General features: G+C 63.2%; 23 protein-coding genes and 1 pseudogene. 18 read left to right on the top strand and 6 right to left on the bottom strand.

Going from position 1 to position 25,044, the window contains the following annotated elements; genetic code table 11:
• Window positions 1-95: 95 nt before the first annotated feature.
• Complete coding sequence (locus ABIE49_RS13840) at window positions 96-713, top strand: hypothetical protein (protein ID WP_354067485.1); 618 nt, start codon at window positions 96-98, stop codon at window positions 711-713.
• 216 nt (window positions 714-929) lie between these two features.
• On the opposite strand, the gene ABIE49_RS13835 is transcribed toward ABIE49_RS13840, so the two are convergent.
• On the bottom strand, window positions 930-2,066 hold the full coding sequence (locus tag ABIE49_RS13835; protein ID WP_192737624.1) for an alpha-hydroxy acid oxidase: 1,137 nt from the start codon (window positions 2,064-2,066) through the stop codon (window positions 930-932).
• Between the two features lie 103 nt (window positions 2,067-2,169).
• On the opposite strand from ABIE49_RS13835, the gene ABIE49_RS13830 reads away from it, so the two are divergent.
• From ABIE49_RS13830 to ABIE49_RS13770, 13 genes and pseudogenes are all read left to right on the top strand, one after another.
• Complete coding sequence (locus ABIE49_RS13830; protein ID WP_192737623.1) at window positions 2,170-2,361, top strand: hypothetical protein; 192 nt, start codon at window positions 2,170-2,172, stop codon at window positions 2,359-2,361.
• 210 nt (window positions 2,362-2,571) lie between these two features.
• The gene (glmM, locus tag ABIE49_RS13825; protein ID WP_192737622.1) at window positions 2,572-3,918 is read left to right on the top strand and encodes a phosphoglucosamine mutase; all 1,347 of its coding nucleotides are present in this window, start codon (window positions 2,572-2,574) and stop codon (window positions 3,916-3,918) included.
• Window positions 3,919-4,088: 170 nt separating this feature from the next.
• Window positions 4,089-5,348 carry an MFS transporter gene (locus ABIE49_RS13820; RefSeq protein WP_192737621.1) on the top strand — a complete coding sequence of 420 codons (1,260 nt, stop codon included), beginning with the start codon at window positions 4,089-4,091 and terminating at the stop codon, window positions 5,346-5,348.
• 390 nt (window positions 5,349-5,738) lie between these two features.
• On the top strand, window positions 5,739-6,584 hold the full coding sequence (locus ABIE49_RS13815) for an outer membrane protein (RefSeq protein ID WP_192737620.1): 846 nt from the start codon (window positions 5,739-5,741) through the stop codon (window positions 6,582-6,584).
• A 213-nt stretch (window positions 6,585-6,797) separates the two neighbouring features.
• Entirely contained in the window at window positions 6,798-7,607 is an 810-nt protein-coding gene (locus ABIE49_RS13810) for an outer membrane protein (RefSeq protein ID WP_192737619.1), read from the top strand.
• Window positions 7,608-7,725: 118 nt separating this feature from the next.
• Window positions 7,726-8,317, top strand: a pseudogene (locus tag ABIE49_RS13805) (glutathione S-transferase family protein).
• 18 nt (window positions 8,318-8,335) lie between these two features.
• Entirely contained in the window at window positions 8,336-8,806 is a 471-nt protein-coding gene (locus ABIE49_RS13800) for a GNAT family N-acetyltransferase (protein ID WP_192737617.1), read from the top strand.
• A gap of 175 nt (window positions 8,807-8,981) precedes the next feature.
• On the top strand, window positions 8,982-9,194 hold the full coding sequence (locus tag ABIE49_RS13795; RefSeq protein WP_192737616.1) for a hypothetical protein: 213 nt from the start codon (window positions 8,982-8,984) through the stop codon (window positions 9,192-9,194).
• A gap of 79 nt (window positions 9,195-9,273) precedes the next feature.
• A complete protein-coding gene (locus tag ABIE49_RS13790) occupies window positions 9,274-10,446 on the top strand; it encodes a phosphoserine transaminase (protein ID WP_192737615.1) in 1,173 nt (390 codons plus the stop codon).
• A gap of 145 nt (window positions 10,447-10,591) precedes the next feature.
• Window positions 10,592-12,181 carry a phosphoglycerate dehydrogenase gene (gene serA / locus ABIE49_RS13785; protein ID WP_192737614.1) on the top strand — a complete coding sequence of 530 codons (1,590 nt, stop codon included), beginning with the start codon at window positions 10,592-10,594 and terminating at the stop codon, window positions 12,179-12,181.
• A gap of 304 nt (window positions 12,182-12,485) precedes the next feature.
• Window positions 12,486-12,818: an SMR family transporter gene (locus ABIE49_RS13780; RefSeq protein ID WP_192737613.1), complete on the top strand. Its 333-nt coding sequence runs from the start codon at window positions 12,486-12,488 to the stop codon at window positions 12,816-12,818.
• A gap of 256 nt (window positions 12,819-13,074) precedes the next feature.
• Window positions 13,075-14,736, top strand: coding sequence for a mucoidy inhibitor MuiA family protein (locus tag ABIE49_RS13775; protein ID WP_192737612.1), 1,662 nt, complete (start codon window positions 13,075-13,077; stop codon window positions 14,734-14,736).
• Window positions 14,737-14,993: 257 nt separating this feature from the next.
• Window positions 14,994-15,830 carry an enoyl-CoA hydratase-related protein gene (locus ABIE49_RS13770; RefSeq protein ID WP_192737611.1) on the top strand — a complete coding sequence of 279 codons (837 nt, stop codon included), beginning with the start codon at window positions 14,994-14,996 and terminating at the stop codon, window positions 15,828-15,830.
• A 189-nt stretch (window positions 15,831-16,019) separates the two neighbouring features.
• Here the strand turns inward: ABIE49_RS13770 and ABIE49_RS13765 are convergent, their stop codons facing one another.
• From ABIE49_RS13765 to ABIE49_RS13745, 5 genes are all read right to left on the bottom strand, one after another.
• On the bottom strand, window positions 16,020-17,375 hold the full coding sequence (locus ABIE49_RS13765; RefSeq protein WP_192737610.1) for an esterase-like activity of phytase family protein: 1,356 nt from the start codon (window positions 17,373-17,375) through the stop codon (window positions 16,020-16,022).
• A 132-nt stretch (window positions 17,376-17,507) separates the two neighbouring features.
• Window positions 17,508-18,308 carry a heme ABC transporter ATP-binding protein gene (locus ABIE49_RS13760; protein ID WP_192737609.1) on the bottom strand — a complete coding sequence of 267 codons (801 nt, stop codon included), beginning with the start codon at window positions 18,306-18,308 and terminating at the stop codon, window positions 17,508-17,510.
• The gene (locus ABIE49_RS13755) at window positions 18,305-19,399 is read right to left on the bottom strand and encodes a FecCD family ABC transporter permease (protein ID WP_192737608.1); all 1,095 of its coding nucleotides are present in this window, start codon (window positions 19,397-19,399) and stop codon (window positions 18,305-18,307) included. Before ABIE49_RS13755 ends, ABIE49_RS13760 begins: the two co-directional genes overlap by 4 nt.
• Window positions 19,396-20,349, bottom strand: a complete 954-nt coding sequence (locus tag ABIE49_RS13750; RefSeq protein WP_192737607.1) for a heme/hemin ABC transporter substrate-binding protein — start codon at window positions 20,347-20,349, stop codon at window positions 19,396-19,398. The genes ABIE49_RS13755 and ABIE49_RS13750 overlap by 4 nt, the downstream gene beginning before the upstream one ends.
• Window positions 20,350-20,355: 6 nt before the next feature.
• Complete coding sequence (locus ABIE49_RS13745) at window positions 20,356-20,562, bottom strand: hemin uptake protein HemP (protein WP_249150650.1); 207 nt, start codon at window positions 20,560-20,562, stop codon at window positions 20,356-20,358.
• 261 nt (window positions 20,563-20,823) lie between these two features.
• Between ABIE49_RS13745 and ABIE49_RS13740 the strand changes: the two genes are divergently transcribed.
• The 4 genes from ABIE49_RS13740 (at window position 20,824) to exbB (ending at window position 25,043) form a co-directional block, all read left to right on the top strand.
• Window positions 20,824-23,196 carry a TonB-dependent hemoglobin/transferrin/lactoferrin family receptor gene (locus tag ABIE49_RS13740; protein ID WP_192737605.1) on the top strand — a complete coding sequence of 791 codons (2,373 nt, stop codon included), beginning with the start codon at window positions 20,824-20,826 and terminating at the stop codon, window positions 23,194-23,196.
• Between the two features lie 156 nt (window positions 23,197-23,352).
• Window positions 23,353-23,688, top strand: a complete 336-nt coding sequence (gene hmuQ, locus ABIE49_RS13735; RefSeq protein ID WP_192737604.1) for a heme-degrading protein HmuQ — start codon at window positions 23,353-23,355, stop codon at window positions 23,686-23,688.
• Window positions 23,689-23,700: 12 nt separating this feature from the next.
• Entirely contained in the window at window positions 23,701-24,216 is a 516-nt protein-coding gene (hutX, locus tag ABIE49_RS13730) for a heme utilization cystosolic carrier protein HutX (protein ID WP_192737603.1), read from the top strand.
• 32 nt (window positions 24,217-24,248) lie between these two features.
• The gene (exbB, locus tag ABIE49_RS13725; RefSeq protein WP_192737602.1) at window positions 24,249-25,043 is read left to right on the top strand and encodes a tonB-system energizer ExbB; all 795 of its coding nucleotides are present in this window, start codon (window positions 24,249-24,251) and stop codon (window positions 25,041-25,043) included.
• The last annotated feature ends 1 nt before the right edge of the window (window position 25,044 follow it).

The raw sequence follows: 25,044 nt of genomic DNA, 5'->3' as shown, positions 1-25,044 counted from the left end.
TGCGCGCCCCGGAATGACTATGGGAATACGCATTCCCTCCCGGTGTTCGCGTTGAGGGGACGCTCAAGGACATCGGAAGGGATACCGCCATGCGGATGACGTCACGCCTGCTCGCTGCTGCATTGACATTTGCCACCGTGTTTGGGGCGTCCGCCTGGGCGCAACAACCGCCGACACCGACGGTGCGGATCCGCGGCACCATCGAGGCCGTCGATGGATCTGTCCTGTCGATCAAGTCGCGCGAGGGCGCCGACCTGAAGGTGCGCATGACCGACAATGTGGCGGTGTTCGGTGTCGCCAGGACCGAACTGTCTGACATCAAGGAAGGCTCCTACATCGGCGTCACCGGCCTGCCGGAGCCCGACGGCACCCAGCGGGCGGTTGCCGTTCACATCTTCCCCGAAAACCAGCGCGGCGCCGCGGAAGGTTTCCGGCCCTGGGATGCGCGCCCGAACTCGACCATGACCAACGCCACCGTTGCCCAGACGGTCAAGGGCACCGATGGCCAGAACATCCTGGTCAAGTACAAGGACGGCGAGAAGAAAGTCGTGGTGCCGCCGGATACGCCTGTTGTCACCTTCGTCGCGGGCGACAAGTCCGAACTGAAGCCGGGTGCCAAGGTCATCATCTTCAGCGCGACGAAAAAGGAAGACGGCACGCTGGAAGCCGCCCGCGTCAATGTCGGCCGCAACGGGATCGCACCGCCGATGTGAGGCGCTTTTTTTTCCCTCTCCCCTTGTGGGAGCCGAGACGAGCGAAGCTCGCTCTTGGGGTGGCTTCGCGAAGCGAAGACGGGTGAGGGGTTCTCTCCTCACGGTAAGGGTTGCGATGAGGATAGAACCCCTCATCCGGCGCGCTTCGCGCGCCACCTTCTCCCACAAGGGGAGAAGGGAAGTAAGGAGCCGGGACGACGAGAATTTTTGTGGCCCCTAAATCGCCAGCACGTGATCGTCGATTTCGGCGATGGTGTTGACGCCGCACAGGCCCATCGTCACCAGCATTTCGTTGCGGATCAGATCGAGCGCCTTGGCGACACCCTCTTGTCCGCCGGCGCCGAGGCCGTGGACGAAGGCGCGGCCGATCATGCAGGATTTGGCGCCGAGCGCGAGCGCGCGCATGACGTCCTGGCCGGACCGGATGCCGCCGTCGAACATGATCTCCATCTTGTCGCCGACCTCATCGACGATCTCGGGCAGCACCTCGATCGACGACGGCGCGCCGTCGAGCTGGCGGCCGCCATGGTTGGAGACCACCATCGCATGCGCGCCGGTCTTCACGGCCTCCTCGGCATCCTCGACGTCGAGAATACCCTTGAGGATCAGCTTGCCCGGCCAGATCGAACGGATCCAGTCGACATCCTTCCAGCTCAGCGTGGTGTCGAACTGCGCGTTGGTCCATTGCGAGAGCTGGGTGATATCGTCGGTGCCTTTGACGTGGCCGGCGATGTTGCCGAAGGTGCGGCGCTTGCCGCGCATCACGCCGGCGACCCAGGCCGGCTTGGTCGCGAAGTCGATCAGCTTCGACAACGACCATTCCGGCGGAATCGTCATGCCGTTCTTGATGTCCTGGTGGCGCTGTCCCATCACCTGCAGGTCGACGGTCAGCACCAGCGCGCTGCATTTTGCCGCGATCGCGCGCTCGATCAGGGATTTGATGAAGCCGCGGTCCTTCATCACGTAAAGCTGGAACCAGAACGGCTTGTCGACATTGGCGGCGACGTCCTCGATCGAGCAGATCGACATCGTGCTCAGCGTGAACGGAATGCCGGCGGCCTGCGCAGCGCGGCAGGCGGCGATTTCGCCGTCGCCGTGCTGCATGCCGAGCAGTCCGACCGGGGCGAGGCTCAGCGGCAGTGCGGCCGGCTCGCCCAGGATCGTCGTCGACGTATCGCGCCTCGACACATCGACCAGGATGCGCTGGCGGAACTTGATCGCTTCGAGATCGGCGCGGTTGGCGCGCAGCGTGTCCTCGGAATAGGAGCCGCGATCCGCATAATCGAAAAACGCCTTCGGCACCCGGCGCTTGTGCAGCTGGCGCAGATCTTCGATGCAGGTAATGTGCTTCATGGACGATCCGGCCCCTTCTTGAATTTCTTGTCTGTGTCGTCATCTAGCATGGTTGGTACCTCAGCCAAATCAGGCTTGCGGAACCCTGCGGTGAGGACATTCCATGACCGGATCCGATCGTCATCCAAAGCCTGATCTCAAGCCTGTTCGCACGCCCCGCGAGAGCGCCGAAAAGCGCCGTTTGGACGAGGCCCTGGAGGAGGGGCTGGAGGAGACTTTTCCGGGCTCGGACGCCGTGAATGTGACCCAACCGGCGCCGTCGAAGGGCGACCATCACATCAAGCGGCGCGATTAAGGAGTACCCAGGAAGCGGGCGGGTTGAAAAAGATATTGTTTTGCAATGGGTTAGTCGCCGATCTCGATTTCCGATGCCGGTAATGATTCATCATATTTTTTGAAGCCATTTTAGCGCCCGAGAGACTATAAGGCCGGTGCACGCTATGATGGTGGGCGTTCGCTGCTTCTTGCCGGATGGCTTAAGAGGCGCGGAATTGCTGGGGGGTATATGAGCCGCAAATATTTCGGTACCGACGGAATTCGGGGCCGTGCAAATGGTCTGATCACGCCGGAGCTCGCACTCAAGGTGGGGCAGGCGGCCGGCCTGGTGTTTCAGCGCGGCGATCACCGCCATCGCGTCGTCATCGGCAAGGACACGCGGCTGTCCGGCTACATGATCGAATACGCCATGGTCGCGGGCTTTACCTCTGTCGGCATGGACGTGCTGCTGCTCGGTCCGATGCCGACGCCGGCGGTCGCGATGCTGACCAAGTCGATGCGCGCCGATCTCGGCGTGATGATATCGGCCTCGCATAATCTGTTCGAGGACAACGGCATCAAGCTGTTCGGCCCGCAGGGTTTCAAATTGTCCGACGACGTCGAGAAGCAGATCGAGCAATTGCTCGACGAGCCGATCGACCGGCGTCTGGCGCAGAGCGCCAGCCTCGGGCGCGCCCGCCGCATCGACGGCGTCCATGACCGCTACATCGAATTCGCCAAGCGTACGCTGCCGCGCGAACTTTCGCTCGACGGCCTGCGCGTCGTGATCGACTGCGCCAACGGCGCGGCCTACAAGGTGGTGCCGGAAGCGCTGTGGGAACTCGGCGCCGACGTCGTTGCCATGGGTGTCGATCCTGACGGTTTCAACATCAACAAGGAATGCGGCTCGACCTCGCCGGAGGCATTGAGTCGGAAAGTGCGGGAAATGCGCGCCGACATCGGCATCGCGCTCGACGGCGACGCCGATCGCGTCATCCTGGTCGACGAGCGCGGCCATGTGGTCGACGGTGACCAGCTGCTCGCGGTGATCGCACAGAGCTGGAAGGAAGACGGCCGTCTCGCCAAGCCCGGCATCGTTGCCACCGTGATGTCCAATCTCGGGCTGGAGCGTTTCCTCGAAGGCATTGGGCTGGAGATGGTGCGCACGCCGGTCGGCGACCGCTATGTGCTCGAGCAGATGCTCAAGCAGGGCTACAATCTCGGCGGCGAGCCGTCGGGCCACATCATCCTGTCCGACTATGCGACCACGGGCGATGGTTTCGTCGCGGCGCTGCAGGTGCTGGCCGTGGTGCAAAAGCTCCGCCGCCCGGTGTCGGAAGTCTGCCACAAATTCGATCCGCTGCCGCAAATCCTGAAGAACGTGCGCTATCGCAGCGGCAAGCCGCTCGACGACGCCGAGGTCAAATCCGCCATTGTCGATGGCGAAAAACGCCTCAACGGCTGCGGCCGCCTGCTGGTCCGCTCGTCGGGCACCGAGCCCGTGATACGCGTGATGGGCGAGGGCGACGATCGCATCCTGGTCGAGGACGTGGTCGATCACATCGTCACCGCCCTCGGCCACGCCGCCGCGGCTTAGGCTAGCTCTCTCATGCGGCGTTTCTTCCCTCTCCCACAAGGGGAGAAGGGAAGAAGTGCCTGCCAGCGCACCCCAACGCATCGCAGCCATTAGCTATTGATGCTGGTCGCAGCACCGCGCGCGGCGTAGGAACGGGCATTATTGCAAGTCGATATTCGGGAATCTCGCCCTTGAACAAGCCCGTCACCGTCTCCGAGGAAGCCCTCACCGCGCCCGTGGTGATGCCCGACGTGGCGCCGGCGCTCGCCGCCAAGGCGGCCGCCGCAGGGCCGGCCTATATCGTGCTCACCGGGATCAGCTTCTCGCACTTCCTCAACGACACCATGCAGTCCCTGATTGCGTCGGTCTATCCGATCCTGAAGCACAATTACGCGCTGGACTACGCGCAGATCGGCCTGATCACGCTGGCGTTCCAGTTTACCGCGTCGCTGCTGCAGCCGCTGGTCGGACACTTCACCGACAAGAAGGCGCAGCCGTTCTCGCTCGCGATCGGCATGGGGTTCACGTTCTTCGGCCTGCTGCTGCTCAGCGTCGCGCATCAATACGCGGTCATTCTGATCGCGGCCTCGCTGGTTGGATTGGGATCGGCCGTGTTCCATCCGGAATCGGCGCGGATCGCGCGGCTTGCCTCGGGCGGGCGCTACGGTTTTGCGCAATCGGTGTTTCAGCTCGGCGGCAGTTTCGGCACCTCGATGGGGCCGGTGCTGGCGGCGTTGATCGTGGTGCCGTTCGGCCAGCCCAGCATCGCGTGGTTTTCCTCGATCGCGTTTCTGGCGATCGTGATCCTGTGGCGGATCGGCGTCTGGTACCGGCCGCAGATCACGACGAAGAAGTCCGCCGTGGTCGAACGCCATCCGGATGCGCCGGACGCGCGCCGCGTCAAGATCGCACTCGTGGTGCTGGTGGCGCTGCTGTTTTCAAAACAGCTCTACGTGTCGAGCCTGTCGAGCTATTACATCTTCTATCTGATCGACAAGTTTGGCGTCTCGACCCAGGCAGCCCAGCTCTATCTCTTCATCTTTCTCGCCGCCAATGCCGCAGGCGCGTTCTTCGGCGGGCCGCTCGGCGACCGCTATGGCCGCAAATACGTCCTCTGGTTCTCGATCCTCGGCGCGCTGCCGTTCACATTGGCGCTGCCCTATGCCGGCCTGTTTGGAAGTGCGGTGCTGACTGTCATCATCGGGTTGATCCTGTCCTCGGCGACGTCGTCGATCATCGTGTTCGCGCAGGAACTGATGCCGCATCGCTTCGGAATGATTTCCGGCGTGTTCTTCGGCGTCGCCTTCGGCATCGGCGGGCTCGGGGCGGCGGTGCTCGGCAAGCTTGCCGATCACACCGGCATCGCCTTTGTCTACCATCTCTGCGCCTTCCTGCCGGCGCTCGGCCTGCTTGCCGTGTTCCTGCCGAAGATGCCGAAGCTCGCGCGTTAACGAAGCGTTTGCAAACGGCGCGGGCAAGCAAGCGGGTAGGTCAGCATCCGTGTCATTTCCGTCAACGCATCGTTAGGATGTATGGCGGTTTCGCCATTTTCTGTGCTGCAAATGCATCAGATTGCATGCTGCATAAACGCGCGCGCGAAAAATGTGTGAGCGCGATCAGAAAAAGTGGATTCCGGTTTTTCGTCCGATCGCGCTCAAAAATATAAGTGGCGCATGATCTTATCGCCGAACCGCGACGCACTTCGGCGGATCATGCGCAACGGATTATCAACCTTAAAAATTAGGGTTAAGCGCCGCTTAAGCATTTGCTGGCATCGTCCGCCCGTGAGTTTTTGATGTGAGGCCTCCGCAGTCGCCTCACCGGACAAAAGGACGAAGCCAATGCGTAGCGTTAAGTCTCTTCTTGCCGCCGGAGCGGCATCCCTCTTGTCGTCGGTGGCCTTCGCCGCGGACATGCCTTCGATCGCACCGCCGCCTCCGATGGCCTATGCACCGGCTCCGGCGCAGGATTTCGGTGGCTGGTATCTGCGCGGCGACATCGGCATGACCAACACCCAGAGCAAGCTGCACGTCAACGCCTACGACACCCTGCCGGCCAATACGGTCTGGACTCAGAACGGCCATGGCTTCGACAGCGGCATGATGTACGGCGTCGGTATCGGCTACCAGTTCAACAGCTGGTTCCGTGCTGACATCACCGGCGAATATCGCTCGAAGGTCAGCTTCAAGGGCAACGACTTCTTCATGTTCAATCCCGGCGGCGGCCTCGCTGATACCTACAGCGGCGGCTACAAGAGCTGGGTCGGAATGGTCAACGGCTACGTCGACCTCGGTACCTGGTGGTGCATCACGCCGTTCATCGGTGCCGGCTTCGGCGCAGCCACCATCAAGACCACCGGCTTTAGCGATGTCGCGACGTTCCCGGCGTTCGATGGCCGCAGCAGCGCGTACTTCGCCGAGGGCGCGAGCAAGACCAACTTCGCCTGGGCCGTGCATGCCGGTCTTGCCTACAAGGTCAGCAACAACTTCACGGTCGAACTGGCGTACCGCTACCTTGACATGGGTACCGGCATCCACGGCAACGGCCGCTTCTTCGATGGCACCAATGCCGGTCCCTCGACCTTCCAGTACCGCGACATGACCTCGCATGACCTCAAGCTCGGCGTGCGCTGGAACCTGGAAAGCCCACAGGTCTATGCGCCGGCGCCGTTGATGCGCAAAGGTTAATTGCGACTGCCATCTGTTAAGGATTGCGGACGGCGCGGGATCTTCCCGCGCCGTTTTGCTTTTGGCGCGATCGCACCTGGCGCCAGTCGCAAGCAGGAAAGGCGTTTGGCTTTTTCCCGCAAGATCACGTCGCATCGGGGCCTGCGATAACGATTGGTTAGGGTTAACGAGCGATGATCAACGCAAGTTAGAGTTGCTCGATGGAGTATTGCGATGCGTCGATTCTTGCTGGTGGCGATGATGTGTGGCGCGGCGGCTGGCGCGCAGGCGGCAGATATGCCGGACTATCTCCGCGGCAGTTTCACTGACGGGCTGAGCAGAATCGAAGTCAACTGGTCGGGCGTCTATGTCGGCGGCCAGGTCGCGCGCGGCGCTGGGGACATGGACTTCACCAATTCCACCACGGACATGATGACCCGGCTGGTCAACAATTCCTCGGCTGACACGCAGTTCAACGTCTCGCAATGGCCCTTGCTCGGCAAGGCGCATGCGCCGAGCAACTCCGCCTACGGGGCTTTTGCCGGTTACAATTTTCAATGGAGCGACGTGCTGATCGGCATCGAGCTCAACTACAGCCATGGCGCGTTTGGGGCCTCGAGCACCGGCTCGCAGGTGCGGACCGTTACATCTAACAATGTGACGACCAACGTCATCGCCCTCGCCAGCGGTTCGATGCGCGTGACCGATTTCGGTTCGCTTCGCGTCCGCGGCGGCTATGCGGTCGGAAGCTTCTTGCCCTACGCCTTCGTCGGCGTCGGATTGGGGCAGGCCGATATCAACCGCAGCGTTGAACTCGTTGTCAGGTACGATGCGCCGGGTGTGGCTTCCACTTTCGCCCCTCGCATGCTCCTGACCGACAACGCCAATTCTCACTTCGTCACGGGATTTGCCGGCGGTCTCGGCATCGACATGATGCTGTATGCGGGCCTTTTCCTGCGCGCCGAGTGGGAATATCTCCGGTTCACTTCCAGCGTCGATACCACCGTCAACACGGTCCGCGCAGGCCTGGGCTACAAGTTCTGATGGGCTACAGGCTCAGACGACTTGGCCTCAGACTTGGCCTGGTCCGTCGTCGATCCTGATACCGTTGACAGATTTGCCGCAGGCTGTTGCACTGTCGCCATAACGAGGGCGGCCGCGCATGAAAATCTACGGCGATACCAATTCCGGCCAACTGCCTGAAGGTGAAGTGGGTGTGCGACAAACTCGCGCTGCCTTATAGCTGGGTTGCGATCGACACACTCAAGAGCCAAACCCGCACGACCGAGTTCCTCAAGCTCAACTATGCCGGCCAGGTGCCGACGGTCGAATTCGACGACGGCCGCACGCTGGCGCAGTCCAACGCCATCATCCGCTATCTCGCCCGCGGCAGCGACCTCATTCCGACGGATGCGTTCGCCGCCGCCAAGATGGACGAATGGCTGTTCTGGGAACAATACAGCCACGAGCCCTATATCGCGGTCTGCCGTTTCCAGATGTTCTATCTCGGGAAATCTGCCTCCGATCTCGACCCCGACAAGGTCAAGCGCGGCTATGCGGCGCTGGCGCGGATGGAGCATCAGCTCGCCACCACGCCGTTCCTGGTCGGCGACGCCGTCTCGCTCGCCGACGTCTCCCTGCTGGCCTATACAAGACTGGCGCATGAAGGCGGTTTCCATCTCGATGGCTATGCCGCCGTGCGCCGCTGGATCGGCGAGACCGAAAAATTGCTCGGCCTGCCGCCGGCGCGCTGAGTTTCACCGGAAAACCCCATGGCCGCCGTTTCGCAAGTCACCATCCGTCGCGCGCGCCGTGACGATGTCGGTCACATCGTCGTCATGCTGGCGGACGATCCGCTCGGTGGCCCGCGCGAGCGGCTCGAAGATCCGCTGCCGCAAGCCTATTTCGACGCGTTCGAACGCGTCGCGGGCGACCGGAATATCCATCTCGTGGTCGCCGAAGACGGCGAGGGCGCCGTCGTCGGCTGCCTGCAGCTGTGCATCCTGCCCGGCCTGAGTTCGCAGGGCGCCTCGCGCGGTTTGCTCGAGGATGTCCGCGTCGCCAGCCATTGCCGTAGCCGGGGCATTGGCGAGCAACTGGTGCAATGGGCGGTTTCAGAAGCACGCGCCAAGGGCTGCAAGCTGGTGGAACTGCTGACGCATCATACGCGCGTCGATGCGCAACGGTTTTATGAACGGCTTGGGTTCGCGCGCAGTCATGTCGGCATGACCTTGAGATTCTGAGCTTTATTCTTGTGCAAAGTTGAGTCGCGGCGCAGGCAATTGCCTGGAGTAGTCGTGACTCTGCAATCCCATTAACAGGCGATAAACTACCTCGACCTCCGTGATTTTACGGAGAGGAACGTCTCCGCTATGTCAGCGTCTCCCATGGGGCCGTGGGCAACTCTGGGGATTTTCGATGAAGGATTTTTCGATCGTGCGGATCGGCAACGAATATGTCGTGCAGGCTGGCGAGAAAAGCGTTTTGAAAACCTCGAGCCGGCGAATGGCCGCCAGGCTGATCAACGATGCGGCTGGACTGCTGGAGCAGCAGCCGGTTTCGTCCACCGACGTCGATGCTTCAATCACCTGTGATGTCAGGGACATATCGGAAGCGTCCGAAGTTCCTTGACGATCGGGCGCGATTCCCCTAATCACCGCCGCGGGACACCTCCCCCCAACGGGAGGCTTGCTATCTGGAAGGATAGAATATGACCGTAGCGAAGCCCGCTTCGCGGCCCAACGTGCCGCATTTCTCCTCCGGCCCCTGTGCCAAGCGCCCCGGCTGGAACCCCGCAAATCTCAAGGACGCCGCGCTCGGCCGATCGCATCGCGCGAAGGTCGGCAAGGCCAAGCTCAAGCTCGCGATCGAACTGACGCGCGAAGTGCTTGAAGTGCCGGCCGGATACAAGATCGGCATCGTGCCCGCGTCCGATACCGGCGCGGTCGAAATGGCGCTGTGGTCGCTGCTCGGCGCGCGCCCCGTCACCACCATCGCCTGGGAATCCTTCGGCGAAGGCTGGGTCAGCGATATCGTCAAGGAACTGAAGCTCAAGGACGTCACCAAGCTGCACGCCGGCTATGGTGAAATCCCCGATCTTTCCAAGGCCGATCCCGCATCCGACATCGTCTTCACCTGGAACGGCACCACGTCCGGCGTGCGCGTGCCCAATGCCGACTGGATCAAGGCTGACCGCCAAGGCCTCACCATCTGCGACGCAACGTCCGCCGCTTTCGCGCAGCCGCTCGATTTCGCAAAGCTCGATGTGGTGACGTTCTCCTGGCAGAAGGCGCTGGGCGGCGAGGCCGCGCACGGCATGCTGATCCTGTCGCCGCGCGCGGTGGAACGGCTGGAGACCTACAAGCCGGCGTGGCCGTTGCCGAAAATCTTCCGCCTGACCAAGGGCGGCAAGCTCAACGAAGGCATCTTCGAAGGCGAGACCATCAACACGCCGTCGATGCTGTGCGTCGAGGATTATCTCGATGCGCTGAATTGGGCGAAATCGATCGGCGGCCTCAAGGCCCTGATCGCGCGCGCCGACGCCAACACCAAGGCGATTGCCGACTGGAAGGCCAGGACGCCGTGGATCGACTTCCTGGCCAAGGATGCGGCGATCCGCTCCAACACCTCGGTGTGCCTGAAGTTCGTCGATCCCGCGATCACCTCGCTGACGGCTGACGCGCAGGCGGACTTTTCGAAGAAGCTGGTCGCGCTGGTGGAAAAGGAAGGCGCCGGTTACGACTTCGCCTATTACCGCGACGCGCCGGCGGGCCTGCGGATCTGGTGCGGCGCCACCGTGGAAGCCTCCGACGTCGCGCTGCTGACGCAGTGGATCGACTGGGCATTCGCCGAGACCAAGGCCGCGTTGCCGAAGGCTGCTTGATTTCACTTCGTCATCGTCATGGCCGGGCTTGACCCGGCCATCCATCAAACAAGATGGACCCGCGGGTCTCAAGCGCGAAGACGCGCTTCGCGCTTTAGCCCGCGGGTGACGACATCGGTACATCGCCCATCACAGGGAAGCTCACATGTCCAAACCCAAAGTTCTCATCTCCGACGCGCTGTCCCCCGCCGCCGTGCAGATCTTCAAGGACCGCGGCATCGATGTCGACTTCCAGCCCAATCTCGGCAAGGACAAGGACAAGCTCGCTGAGATCATCGGCAATTATGATGGGCTTGCGATCCGCTCCGCGACGAAGGCGACCGCGAAGATCATCGAGAAGGCCAAGAAGCTGAAAGTGATCGGCCGCGCCGGCATCGGCGTCGACAATGTCGAGATTCCCGCCGCGACCGCCAAGGGCATCATCGTGATGAACACGCCGTTCGGCAATTCGATCACGACCGCCGAACACGCCATCACCCTGATGCTGGCGCTGGCACGCGAGATTCCGCAGGCCGACGCCTCGACGCAGGCCGGCAAGTGGGAGAAGAACCGCTTCATGGGCGTCGAGATCACGGCCAAGACGCTCGGCGTGGTCGGCTGCGGCAACATCGGTGCGATCGTCGCCGACCGCGCGCTCGGCCTGCGCATGAAGGTGATCGCCTTCGATCCGTTCCTGTCGGCGGAGCGCGCCAAGGACATCGGCGTCGAGAAGGTCGAGCTCGACGATCTCCTGAAGCGTGCCGATTTCATCACGCTGCATACGCCGCTGACCGAGAAGACAAAGAACATCATCGACGCGGGCGCCATCGCCAAGATGAAGAAGGGCGTGCGCATCATCAATTGCGCCCGCGGCGGCCTGGTCGACGAGCAGGCGCTGGTCGATGCCCTGAATTCCAAGCATGTCGCGGGCGCCGCCTTCGACGTCTTCATCGAGGAACCCGCTACCTCGAACGTGCTGTTCGGCCATCCCAACGTGATCTGCACGCCGCATCTCGGCGCCTCCACCACCGAAGCGCAGGAGAACGTCGCGCTGCAGGTCGCCGAGCAGATGTCGGATTATCTTTTGACCGGCGCGATCTCCAACGCGGTCAATTTCCCTTCGATCACCGCCGAAGAGGCGCCGAAGCTGAAGCCGTTCATTGAATTGGCCGAGAAGCTCGGCTCGTTCGCGGGCCAGCTCACCGAGAGCGGCATCCTCCAGGTGCAGATCACCTATGAGGGTCATGTCGCCGAAATGAAGATCAAGGCGATCACCTCGGCGGTGCTGTCCGGCCTGCTGCGGCCGATGCTGGGCGACGTCAACGTGGTCTCGGCGCCTGTTGTCGCCAAGGAGCGCGGCATGGTGGTCGACGAGATCGTGCGCGCGGCGCAGAGCGATTACGAAAGCCTGATCACCGTGACCGTCGTCACCGAGCGCCAGGAGCGTTCGGTGTCGGGCACCGTCTATCACGACGGCAAGCCGCGACTGGTCGATATCAAGGGCATCCGCGTCGATGCCGAGTTCGGCAAGTCGATGATCTACGTCACCAATGAGGACAAGCCCGGCTTCATCGGCAGCTTTGCCGGTTTGCTCGGCGACGCCAAGATCAACATCGCGACCTTCCATCTCGGCCGCGTCAAGCAAGGCGGCGACGCCATCGCGCTGGTCGAAATCGACGGTGAAATTCCGGCCGACGTGCTCGCCAAGGTGCAGGCGTTGCCGCAGGTGAAGCAGGCCAAGGCGCTGGTGTTTTAAGAGGTATTTTCTCGTCCTCTCTTGGAAAGAGCGCGGGCCAGGTGGATTGGGGGAACCCTCAATCTCCACTTGGCGGGCGTCCTAACCGGCGCGGCTCTAGTCGGGTGGTGCCCTCGTTTCCGCGCTAGATGGAGCTGCGACGCGAGCAAGCAACGGCGGGACGCACAAGCGAGCGGATGCTCGTAATGAGCGAGGCGGAGAAAATTCGTCACAAGCTTCTGGGACCAGATCAGTCACCGGAAAGTGAGCGTGACGAGGCCACGGAGTTCTGATCATTAAATACCTCCACACCAAGGAGGTTCTCATGCCCGCGTATGCTATCCTTACTCTTGCTATTATCGGCGAGGTCATCGGCACCAGCGCAATGAAAGCGTCGGAGGGATTCAGCCGGCTAGGCCCCTCAATTCTTACTGTGTTGGGCTACGCTGCCGCGTTTTTCTTCCTGTCCCAAGTCCTCGATCGGATTCCTGTCGGCACCGCCTATGCGGTCTGGGCCGGCGGCGGGATTCTGCTTGTCGCGATGGCCGCGTGGGTGCTCTACGGCCAACGCCCTGACCTTGCGGGTTTCGCGGGAATGGGCCTGATCGTTGCGGGCGTCTTGGTCCTTAACCTGCTGTCGAAAAGCAGCGTTCATTAGATTGGGTTTGCCAAGTATAATATTCCCCGTGGGGGTCCGAGCGACCTTTGCTCGTCTCAAACCCCTCCAGGGAGCGTAAAATATCCGGCCGATAGCTTCGCCTCTGCCAATCTGTGCCACCCGCCGCGGTGCCGCCTCGCATAAGCCTCACCGAAACCCCAATCGAACCAGTTCCTCGCTCGCAACGTCTCATCACCAGGGGTGGTGGGATTTTTGCGTCGCTGTTCAGCAAGCGGCCTTTCGGAGAGGGAATCCAATGCAGTTTCTAGCCAAGTATCTTGTGACGACCAGCCTCGTCGTGGTTGCGGCGTTGGCCGCAGCTCCGGCGCGGGCGGCCGATGTATCTGCCAGTTCGGCTGTCGATGCCGTCACCGTCTATCCCGACGGCGCCAGCATCACCCGGGTCATCACCCTCGATCTTCCGGCCGGCGACCACTCGGCCGTGCTGAAGGATTTTCCGCTGACGCTGGATCCGTCGTCGTTGCGAGTCGAAGGCGAGGCGGGCGCGAAACTCACCATTGGCGCCATCGACGCCAAGCCGCCGCGCGCGGCGCCGCCGGTCAATCTGCCCGAACTGGACAAGCGCATCGAGGCGCTGAAGGACCAGCGCGCCGATCTGCAGGGCGCGATCAATTCAGCCGCGGCGCGGCGCAAATTCGCCGAGCGGTTTGCCGAAGCCTCGCCGGCCGGGATCGGCGACAAGGGCGAGGCGCGCCCGATCGCCGAATGGCGCGCGGCCTTTGCCGCCGTGGCCGAGGAGGTCGCCACCGCCGACAGCGCGATCCGCGACGCCGAACGCAAGCAGCGCGAGCTTGACCGCGAGATTGCGCGGCTGGAAGCCGACCGGGCGCAGAAGCCGCCGAACAAGCTCGAGGTCCGGATCGAACTCGCCGCGGCCGCCGCGACCAAGGCCACGTTGCGGGTGACCTATGCGGTGCGTAACGCGCGCTGGACGCCGCTGTACGACGCCCGCCTCGACACCGGCGCCAAAGACCGCAAGCCCGCGCTCGAACTGGTGCGCCGCGCCGAGATCACCCAGAACACCGGTGAGGACTGGTCGAATGTCGCGCTCGCCGTTTCCACCGTGCGCACCGCGCGCGGCGGCAAGGCGCCGGATTTGAACTCGCTGATCGTGCAGTATCCGCCGCCGCCACGGGCTGCCGCATCCATCAGCGGTGGCATGGATGCCGCCAAACCATTGGTTCGCGCGGCGCCGGCGCCGATGACGCAGGAGGCACGTAGCAGGGTAGCCGAGGAGCAACAAGCCACGGCAGAAGTCGACGGCTTCCAGGTCACCTTCAAAATTCCCGGCCGCGTCAGCCTCGGCGCCAGCGAGGGCGCAAAAAGCCTGCGCGTGGCCTCCGCGATCATCGCGCCGGACCTCGCGGTTCGCGCCGTGCCGGTGCTGGACCCGACCGCATTCCTTGAAGCCAGCTTCAAGCAGACCGAGGACGCGCCATTGCTGCCCGGTCGGGTCTCGATCTACCGCGACGGCGTGTTCGTCGGCCGCGGCCAGATGGCCGCTGCCGGCAAGGACGAAACCGTCCGTCTCGGCTTCGGCGCCGACGACAAGATCAAGATCGAGCGCACGACAATCAAGCGCAACGAGGGTTCGGCCGGCCTGATCGTGACGACGTCGAAGACCGATGAGCGTTCGTTCAAGACCACCATCCGCAACGGCCACGACTTCTCGATCAAAGTCGCGATCGAGGATCAATTGCCGGTCAGCGAGAACGAGGACATCCAGGTCGAAATGCTGTCGTCCTCGACGCCGCCGACCACGACCAACCTCCGCGACAAGCGCGGCGTTCTTGAATGGGCGTTCGAGGCCAAGGCCGGCGAAGTCCGCGACATCGGCTTTGCGTGGCGCGTGCGCTGGCCCAAGGACAAGGGCGTGGTGATGATTCCGGCGGGCTAGCCCGTCATGGCCGGCGTAGCCGTCTGAAGGACGGCGTCGCTTCCGCTCGCCTATGTCCCGGCCATCCACGTCTTTCTTTGGTGAGAAATAAGCAAGCCGTGGATGCCCGGCACAAGGCCGGGCATGAAGGAAAGTGAGCAATAGCCGCGAGGGCAGACCTGCATCCCGCGGCCTTGCCGCGGTCTATGACTTCCTCTCTGATGGCATGAAGATGCCGAGACCGCCCAACAGGTCCCGCGAACAGGGAGAAGCCGCCAATGCCCTACGAACACATTCTCGTCGATGATCCCCGGCCGCGGGTCCGGCGCGTCACGCTCAATCGTCCCGAGAAGCGCAACGCGCTGAACAACCGCCTGCGGGCGGAAGTGTTCGAGGTGCTGGAGCAGGCCGATCGCGATCCTGACATCTCGATCTCGATTCTGCGCGGCGCTGGTCCCTGTTTTTCCGCCGGCTACGATCTGTCGGCGGATAACCGCGTCGACCAGCCCTTTCACTCGGCCGCAGGCCCCGGCCAATGGTCGCGGCACGTCGTCGAGGGCTGGTTCGGGATCTGGGATCTTGCAAAGCCCGTGGTGGCGCAGGTGCACGGCTATTGCCTTGCCGGCGGCACGGAGCTGGCGACGGCCTGCGATATCGTCTACGTCGCCGACGACGCGCAGATCGGTTATCCTCCGGTGCGGCTGATGTCGCCGCCCGACATGCAGTATCACCCCTGGCTGGTCGGCATGCGCCGCGCCATGGAACTGATGCTGACCGGGGACGCGATGTCCGGCCGCGAGGCCGCCGAATGGGGGTTTGCGACGCGGTCGTTTCCGCTCGAAGAATTAGATGCGCGGACGCTGGATTTCGCCGAGCGCGCCGCCAAAGTGCCGATTGAACTGCAGCAGCTCAACAAGCGCTCGGTGCACCGCGCGATGGAGATCATGGGCGCCCGCGCCGCGATGCGCGCCGGCACCGAAATCCAGGCGCTGGCGTTCACGACGGAGGCTTCCCGCAACTACATGTCGACATTCCGCCGCGACGGTGGAAGCGTGAAATCACAGCTCGACCAGCGCGACGCGACGTTCGGAGATTACCGGACAAGGAAGGAGTAGGGCTTGCTTCCCAACCTCGCCCCGCTTGCGGGGAGAGGTCGGTTCACATCGCAGATGTGATCTGGGTGAGGGGGTACAGGTCCAACCTTTAACACTAACTGTGTCGAGAGAGCCCTCACCCCGCCCCTCTAAGAGCGAGCTTCGCTCGTCTCGACCCCGTGAAGGACGGGGAGAGGGAGGAGTAACGTCTCACTTCGCCTTCAAGAACTCACCCACTTCCAGCAGCACGAACTCGTTGTCGTCGGCCTTGTTCGGATCGCGGCTCGAGGAGAACGGCAGGTTGTTGTCGTTGCCGACGATGATGTGGGTGTCGTCGACGCGGTCGACGTTCTCGATGGTGAAGAACGGGAACGTCAGCACGCCGTCATTGAGCGGCTTCTTTGCCTTCTTGTCGGGATCCTTGATCTTCATCAGGTCGATATAGGCGATCTTGCGCATCGGCTTGCCGGCGTTGGCGTCGTTAAGCTCGACCTTGTAGACGCGTTTGAACTTGGCCAGATCCGGGAAGCAGTTTTCGCCGCGGGTGCCTTGCGGGCATGCCTTGTCCACGGTGCCTTCGCCATTGTCGCGCTCGATGATCAGGCCGGAGGAGGCGTCGATCATGTTGAAGTCGCCGATCGCGTGGCCGTTGGCCTCGAACACATAGTGCCAGTAGCGCCCGGTGAATTTTTCCGCCGCGACGTCGAACTCGAGGATCCGCGCGGCTTCCTTGCCGTCGACCTTTTCAACATCCTTTTTCTCGGCGTCCCACAGCGGGCCTTCCAGCAGGCCATAGAGGAACTTGCCGTCCTTCGATCCGCCAAAGCCTTCATAACCCTTGGAGCGGCGCAGGTTGACGGTGGTGTAGCTGGCTCCTGGCGCGCCCGGCGACTGCACCGACCAATGGTCGGGCGAACGCACCGGCTTGCCGTCGGCGGTGGTGTCGAACACGGCGAGCACTTTTCCGGTCTTGTCGGCTTTGAGGATGTAGGGACCGAATTCATCGCCGATCCAGAAAGTGTCGCCGATGATCTGGAAACCTTCGGTGTCGAAGTCGGCGCCGGTGAGATAGCGCTTGGCGGTGGCTTCGTGGACGATGCGGAACGGCACCTTCTTGTCGGGATCATGCAGGAAGACGGTTTCCTGGCGGTCGACCTTGCCGGTCGCCCAGTCGATCTTGTGGCGGTTCAGATACAGCATCGAGTCGGCCGAGTTATAGCGCGAGCCCATGCCGTTGTCGGTGAGCACCCAGAACGAGCCGTCCGCCATCACCTTGATGCCGGAATGGCCCTGCAGCGGCTGGCCCTTGAAGGGCAGCGCGACGCCGGTCGGGCGCTCATAGGATTTTCCCATCACGCTGCCGACGGCATCCACGCGGCGGCCGGTGGTGTATTTGCCTGATGTCTTGAGATCATCAGGCGCGTCGGCGGGGGCCTCGACAAAGGATTGGGCGGGGAGGATGGCGTGGCCCTTCAGCGTGGCGGGAAACTCGCCTTCGCCTTGCGCAAACGCGGCACCTGTAGCCAGAAAGACCGAGGCGACGGAACAGAGCAGTGACATGCGCATGGTAGTATCTCCTGTGAGAAGCGATGCCGTGTTCTCCGGGGAGCGTGTAACAGCCGCCTGACAGTTTTATGAAACGCCGGTGATGCTGTTGGATAAAGTTGCGGCCTTACGCCGCCGGCGCGTTGTGGGCGGCTACCGGGTCGCGACCGGCCGCATGGTCTGCGGCAGCAGGAACGGCACGCCATGGTCGGTATATTCGACCGTGACGTCCACTTCGAAGATGCGGCGGATGGTTTCGGCCGTGATGGCGTCGGTGCGGCCGCCGTCGATCGCCAGCCTGCCGCGGTGCAAGAGCACGATCCGGTCGGCGAAACGCATCGCGAGGTTGAGATCGTGCAGCACCGCGATCACGGCGGTGCCGCCCCGCGCGCGCAGCTTGGCGGTTTCCACCAGGTCGATCTGGTGGCGCATGTCGAGGCTCGAAGTCGGCTCATCCAGCAGCAGCAGGCCCGGCCCGTGCTGCGCCTCGCCGCAGGCGAGTTGCACCAGCACGCGGGCAAAATGCGCGCGCTGCTGTTCGCCGCCGGACAAGGTCGGCAATTGCCGGTGGCTGAAGCGCTCCAGCCCGACCTCGTGCAGCGCCGTCTCGACCAGCCTTTGCGTGGCGGCGCGGCTGTTGTCGCCGGTGCCCATCGCGACGATCTCTTCGACCGTGAACGGGAAGGTGACGTTGACGTGCTGTGACAGCATGGCGCGATGCTGGGCCAATTGGCGCGGTCTGTAGGCGTCGATGCCGCGCCCTTTGAGTTCGACATGGCCGCGGGTCGGCCGGAGATCGCCGGACAGCATCCGCAGCAGCGTTGATTTACCCGCGCCGTTGGGCCCGACGATCGCGACCATCTCGCCGGCAGCGACGCGAAGATCGATGGCGTCGACCAGGGTCGCGTCGCCGATCCGCAGCGACACCGACCGTGCTTCGAGGATCGGGTTCATAGCCCGACCAGCCCGCGCTGGCGCAGCAGCATGGCGAGGAAGAACGGCGCGCCGATCGCCGCGGTCAGGATGCCGATCGGCAATTCGGCAGGCGCAACGATGGTGCGCGCCAGCGTATCGGCCCCGACCAGCAGGATCGCGCCTGATAATACCGAGGCGGGCAGCAGCAGCCGGTGGGCGGGTCCGATCACCAGCCGCAGCAGATGCGGAACCACGATGCCGACAAATCCGACGACGCCGCAGATCGAGACCGCGACGCCGGTCATCGCCGACACCAGCACGATCGAAATCCGCTTCAGCCGCTCGACGTCGAAGCCGCTGTGAAACGCCTCGGCCTCGCCGAGCACGAGCACGTCGAGCCCACGGCCGATCCACAGGCAGGCGATCAGCGCGAACAGCAGCACCGGCGCCAGCGTGGCGACCTTGGGCCAGGTCGAGCCGCTCAGCGATCCCAGCAGCCAGAAGGTGATGTCGCGCAGCTGGCGGTCGTCGGCGACGAACACCAGGAGCCCGATGCCGGCATTGGCGATGGCTGCGATCGCCAGCCCCGCCAGCAGGAATATCGCAATCGAGGTCCGTCCCGAACGGCTGGCAATGCCGTAGAGCATTATGGTGGTGGCCAGCGAGCCGAAGAAGGCGGCGAGCGGCAGCAACTGGTTCTGCATGAAGTGCAGGTTTTCGCCGAGATGGCTGTTGGTGAACACGATGGCGCTGGCCGCCGCAAACGCGCCGCCGCTGGAGACGCCGACGAGGGCGGGATCGGCCAGCGGATTGCGGAACAGCCCCTGCATGATGGTGCCGGACGCGGCGAGCAGGCCGCCGACCATCGCCGCCGCCGCGATCCGCGGAATCCGGATCGACCACAGCACGAGCTGATCGCGCGCCGCCAGCGGATGCGGCGATGCATCGCTCCACAGACCGAGCGCTGCCGGAAGCCGCGACAGCGGAATTCCCGCAGCGCCCATAGTCAGCGCGATCAGTGCCGCACCGGCCAGCGCCAGCAACAACCCGACCAGCGTCAGCGTGGCGGCGGGCCGCAGCGCGGAGCCGCTGCGGCGCTTCGCGCTCTCCGCCTCGGCCACGGCGGTCATTGCCGGCAATTTGCCGTCAGCGCGGCCGGCGTGAATCTTTCCGCCTGTGGCGCCAGCGCCGGATAGAGCTTGACCGAGAGATCGCGCGCGGCGGCCGCGGTGCGCGGACCGAAGCCAAGCAGATAGAGGCCTTCCATTGCAATGAAGGCCTTGTTCGCCACCACAGGCGTCATCGCGAAGGCCGGATGGACAAAGACGGCTTCGGCTTCTAGCGAGCCCTTGCTGCGCTCGATCGAGAGCACCACGTCGGGCCTCGCCGCGACGATCGCCTCGTCATTGATGATCTTGTAGCCCTCATAGCTGTCGATCGCGTTGACGCCGCCGGCCAGCGCGATGATTTCATTCGCCGCGGTGTTCTGGCCCGCCGCCATGGCGCGGCCGTTGAGCAGCGACATCACGAACATCACGCGCACGGGTTTTGTCACTTTGGCGCGCAGGTCGCGCAGTTGCGCCAGGTCGCCGGATACCGCCGCGGTGAGGCATTCGGCGCGCGCGTCGGCGCCCATGGCGTGGCCGACCAGCTTGATCTTGTCGAGCAGGCCCTGTTCGGAAAAGGTTTCGGGCACCAGCACCAGCGGCACCTTCGCCGCCTCCAGCACGTCCATGGTTTCCTTCGGCCCCGATCCCTGCACGGCAAGCACCAGCGAAGGGTTGAGCCCGAGCACGCCCTCGGCCGAGAGCTGGCGCATATAGCCGACATTTGGTTTGTCGCGCAGCGCCGACGTCGGATAGAGGCTGGTCGCATCGACACCGGCCAGCCGGTCCTCGAAGCCCAGCGCGTAGAGGATCTCGGTGATGGCGCCGCCGATCGAAACGATCCGCGCCGGGTCCGAGATCGTGACGTCGCGGTTGCGCGCGTCATGCACCGTAATGCCCGCGGCCAGCGCCGCGCCGCCAATGGCGAAGGCGCAGGTGGTGGCGAGCAGAGCGAGTGTGCGACAGATTGCCATCAGGGATCACTTGGTCAGGATCAGCTTGTTTTGCGACGTCAGCCGCAAGCGGTAATTGTCTTCGCCGTGCGCAATGATGATCTCGCGTTCGGTTGCAAACAGCTCGCGGCTGTCGAGCCGGTTGCCGCTCATGACAACCGATCGTGCGGCAACAGGGGGAGTCCCTGCTTTCCCGGTGGCGTCTGCGAGTTTGTCTCCGGAAGGTGCGGCCATCTAATTCTGTTGTGCCCCAAAGAAGTTCTTATGATCCAACCTTGTATAGTTGGGCCGAAGCGCAATCCAACCGCGGCAATTTACAATAGATATAAAGTGCGCCCTGCGGTCATTGACCGCTCCGACGCCACCGCTTAACCAATTATGACAGAATGCGGGCCGGGGGGCCTGCGTTCGAAAAGTGGTAGCCAGCAAGCAGCTCGCACGTCGCGCAGCGCCCGCCAGCCAGACCCGAGAAATAGATAACAGGTTGGGGTTGTTATGGCTGACGGGGCTAGGTATCCGCGCGCTCTTTTTTTGGGCGCGTCGGTGGTGTCATTTGCGTTGCTGATGGGCGACGCCGCGGTTGCGCAGACCGCGGACACGCAGGAGACCGGTCGTCCGTCGGAGCGGAAAAAACAGGCCAAGCGCAGACCCGTCAAGCCGCAAGCCGAGCAGGCAGCCGCGCCGGTGTTGAATGCGTATGCGCAGGTCGGCCGCGCACCCGTGCAGTCGCTCGATACCATCACGGTCGCAGCATCGAAGACCGAAGAGCGCGCGATCGACGCGCTGGCGCCGGTCAGCGTCGTGACGCTGGAACAGATCCAGGGGCGTCAGGCCTCTACGGTCGGCGATCTCCTCTACAACATCCCCGGCGTCTGGGTGCAGAATCGCGGCGATGAACCGTCCACCGCAATCAACATTCGCGGCCTGCAGGATTTCGGCCGTGTCGCCGTGGTGGTCGACGGTGCCCGGCAGAATTATCAGCGTACCGGCCATTTCGCGAACGGCTCGTTCTTCCTCAATCCCGAACTGATCGCCGGAATCGACATCGTGCGCGGCCCGACCGCGAACATCTACGGCTCGGGCGCGATCGGTGGCGTGGCCTCGTTCCGCACCAAGGACATCGAAGACGTGGTGCGCCCGGGCGAGCGCTGGGGCGTGGATGCCAAGACGATCCTCGGAACCAATTACGGCCGTGCGCTCGGTTCGATCTTCGGCGGCGTTCACGTCAACCCGAACGTCGATGTGTTTGCCGGCGGCACCTACAGCACGCAGGAGAACTACAAGGACGGCACCGGCTATGAGGTCGCCAATACCGGAAACCGTCTCAACAGCGGTATCGGCAAGCTGACGGTGCGCCCGGCCGACGGGCACGAGGTCAAGCTCGGGGCGATATTCCAGGAGAATATCTACAGCGTCGGCCAGCCGCCACGGCGCGCCGGTGATCCCAATTCGACCAACGCGAACGGCACCAACAACCTCAACGGCACGTCGATCTACGCAACCAATGTGAAGAACTACACGACCACGCTCGGCTGGAAATATTCGAAGCCGGAAGACAAGTGGTTCGATTGGGACGCCAAGGTCTACTGGAATCGGACCGACAACGATCAGATCAAGACGGGGCACACGAGCACGCTTGGGTCGGTCTATTGCGGCGGCCTACCCGGAAATCCGGTCTCCGGCTGTATCGGAAGCAACCGCGGATATCTGCTCGATACGATTGGTGTCGACGTTCACAACACGACGCGATTTGAAACCTACGACTGGCGTCACGCGGTGACCTATGGGCTGGATGCGTTCCAGGACAAGGTGTCGACCGAGGACACCCGCGGTACCTCCGAGATTACGACCCCGGGCGGCCGGCGCACGGTGTCCGGCGGGTTCGTGCAGTGGAAGGCCAATTACAGCTCGATGCTCGAAGTGGTCGGCGCGCTGCGTTACGACAATTACAAGCTGGAATCGGCCACGACATCCTCCGGCGGCGATCGCTTGTCGCCGAAGATCACGATCGGCCTGATGCCCCTGGCCGTGCTGACGCCCTACGTCAGCTATGCCGAAGGCTACCGCGCGCCGTCGATCACGGAGACGCTCGTCAGCGGTTCGCATGTCGGCGCAACCATCAACGACTCCTTCTTCCGCTGTCCGTCGGGCACGCCGGGTCCTGGTGCCGATTCGACATTCTGCTTCGTTCCCAATCCGAATTTGCGGCCCGAGGTCGGCAAGACCAAGGAAATCGGCTTCAATCTGAAGAAGAACGACGTGTGGGTTGCCGGCGACAGCATCCGCGGCAAGTTCAACTTCTTCCGCAACGATATCACCGACTACATCGATCAGGTTGCGTTCGGAACGCCGGTCGTCGTTCCCGGCTTTGGCAGCTTCTTCCCGTTCCTGCAGTACCAGAACGTTGCGAGCGCCAGGATTCATGGTTTCGAGGCCGAAACCATGTACGACGCCAACCTCTGGTTCGTCGGGGTCGCAGGCACCTTCCAGGAGGGCAAGAACCTTCAGACCAATTTCGGGCTATACAGCGTCCCGCCGCAGAAAATCACGACAACGGCTGGTCTGAGGTTCCTGCAGAATACGCTGGTGGTCTCGGTGATGTGGACGTCGGCGAAGGCAAACAGGGACATTCCTGTGACCTATACGCCCGCAACGTCGTACGATCTCGTCAACCTGTATCTTCAATACAAGCCGACGGCCGACCTGACCCTCAATCTCTCTGCCGAGAATATCTTCAACACGTACTACCGGCCTTACGCCATCCCGGTCGGCACCACCGGCGACACGCAGAACGACGTGAAATGGGCGAGTGCGGGACCCGGAATGGTCTTCAAGGGCGGTCTCAAATATCACTTCGGAGGCACCTGATCGAGGTAAGAAGAACCGGCGGTCTCTTGATCGATTGAGAGACGGCCACCATCAACCCTCCGAGCCGTGCTGATGTCCCAGCGCGGCTTAGGGGGGCGTTTCTGCGTTACGATACGATCGGGTCGAACCGGCCACGACGGCAACAAGGAGAATTCTATGTTTATCGCGATGAACAGGTTTCAGGTGAAGTTGGGCCAGGAGCAGGCTTTCGAGACGGTGTGGGCAACGCGGGAATCCTATCTCGGCAACATGGCCGGCTTCGTCGAATTTCATCTGCTCAAGGGTCCGGTCGCCGACGACCACACGCTGTATTCGTCGCACACCACCTGGGTCGACAAGGCCGCGTTCGAAGCCTGGACCCGTTCGGACGAGTTCCGCCGCGCCCACGCCCGCGCCGACAACAAGACCGGCGAAAGCCTCTACCTCGGCCATCCCAAGTTCGAAGGCTTTGAGGTGATCCAGTCCGAGCGCAAAACCAGCGCCGCCGCCTGACGGGAGGCCTGCATGTCGAGCACGCAGAGCGCCGATCTCAAGGCGTATATGGCGGACAATCCGGGCGCGGTGATCGAGGACGTTGCGCGCGAGCGCAACGTCACGCCGCGCGCGGTGATCGATGCGATGCCCGAAACGATGGTGCGTATCGGTGCCGGCAGCCATTTCGTCGCCGCGATGCAGGACATCGCGCAATGGGGCGAGGTGACGCTGATTGTCCATACCAGCGATGCGATCTTCGAGTTCACCGGAGCGATCCCGGCGGGCGAGGTCGGCCGCGGCTATTTCAACCTGATGCAGCCGAAGGGATTGCACGGCCATCTCAGGCATGAACGCTGCGACGCAGTCGCCTTTGTCGAGCGTCCCTTCATGGGCAAGTCGTCTGCCTTCGTCGCCTTCATCAATGTCGATGGCGGCATCATGTTCAAGGTGTTCGTCGGCCGCGACGAGACCCGCGCGTTGCGCGGCGATCAGCTGAAGCGTTTCCAGTCGCTTGCGGACAGCCTTGCTTCGGCAAAGGCGGCCTGACCATCCGCGTTGTTGTCAGCCGGGAGGTGACGATGCAGCAGAATGTGCGCAAGTCGGGATCGAGAAAGCTGGCGGTCTTGATGGCCGCTGGCGTGGCGGCGTTTCCGGCGGCGGCGCTCGCCGCCACCGATACCGCGTTGCTGCCGCGCAATCTCTCGCCATGGAACATGTTCGTCAACGCCGACATCGTGGTGCAAGCCGTCATGGTCGGTCTGGCATTTGCCTCGCTGGTGACCTGGACGATCTGGCTGGCGAAGACGCTCGAGATCAAGCGCAAGACCGCGACCGCCAGGCGGCGGATTTCCCTGCTCGAGACCGATACGGTGCTCGCCGACGTCGAAAAGCAGTGCCGCAACAGTGGCGACGCGGTAGCGCAGATCGTGCAGTCCGCCGCGCGCGAAGCCAGTCTTTCCGACGGCATCGCCGATGACGGTTTCAAGGAGCGGATCGCGCTGCGGCTGGAACGGGTCGAGGCCGCGATGTCGCGGCAGATCGCGCGCGGCACCGGCGTGCTCGCGACGATCGGCGCCACCGCGCCGTTCGTCGGCCTGTTCGGCACGGTGTGGGGCATCATGAATGCCTTCATTGGCATTTCCGAAGCCCACACCACCAATCTTGCCGTGGTCGCCCCCGGCATCGCCGAGGCGTTGCTGGCGACCGCGCTGGGGCTGGTGGCGGCGATCCCGGCGGTCGTGATCTACAACCATCTGACGCGCACGATTTCGGCCCATCGCGCGTTGCTCGGCGACGCCTCTGTCATGGTCATGCTGCTGATCAGCCGCGAGGGCGATCGCGGCTCGTTCCGGCTGGCGCGCGCCGCGGAGTGAA

The organism is Bradyrhizobium sp. OAE829 (assembly GCF_040546575.1).
Classification (GTDB): Bacteria; Pseudomonadota; Alphaproteobacteria; order Rhizobiales; family Xanthobacteraceae; genus Bradyrhizobium.
Note: the sequence above shows the minus strand (reverse complement) of the source record. Positions and strands in the feature narration are given on the sequence as shown.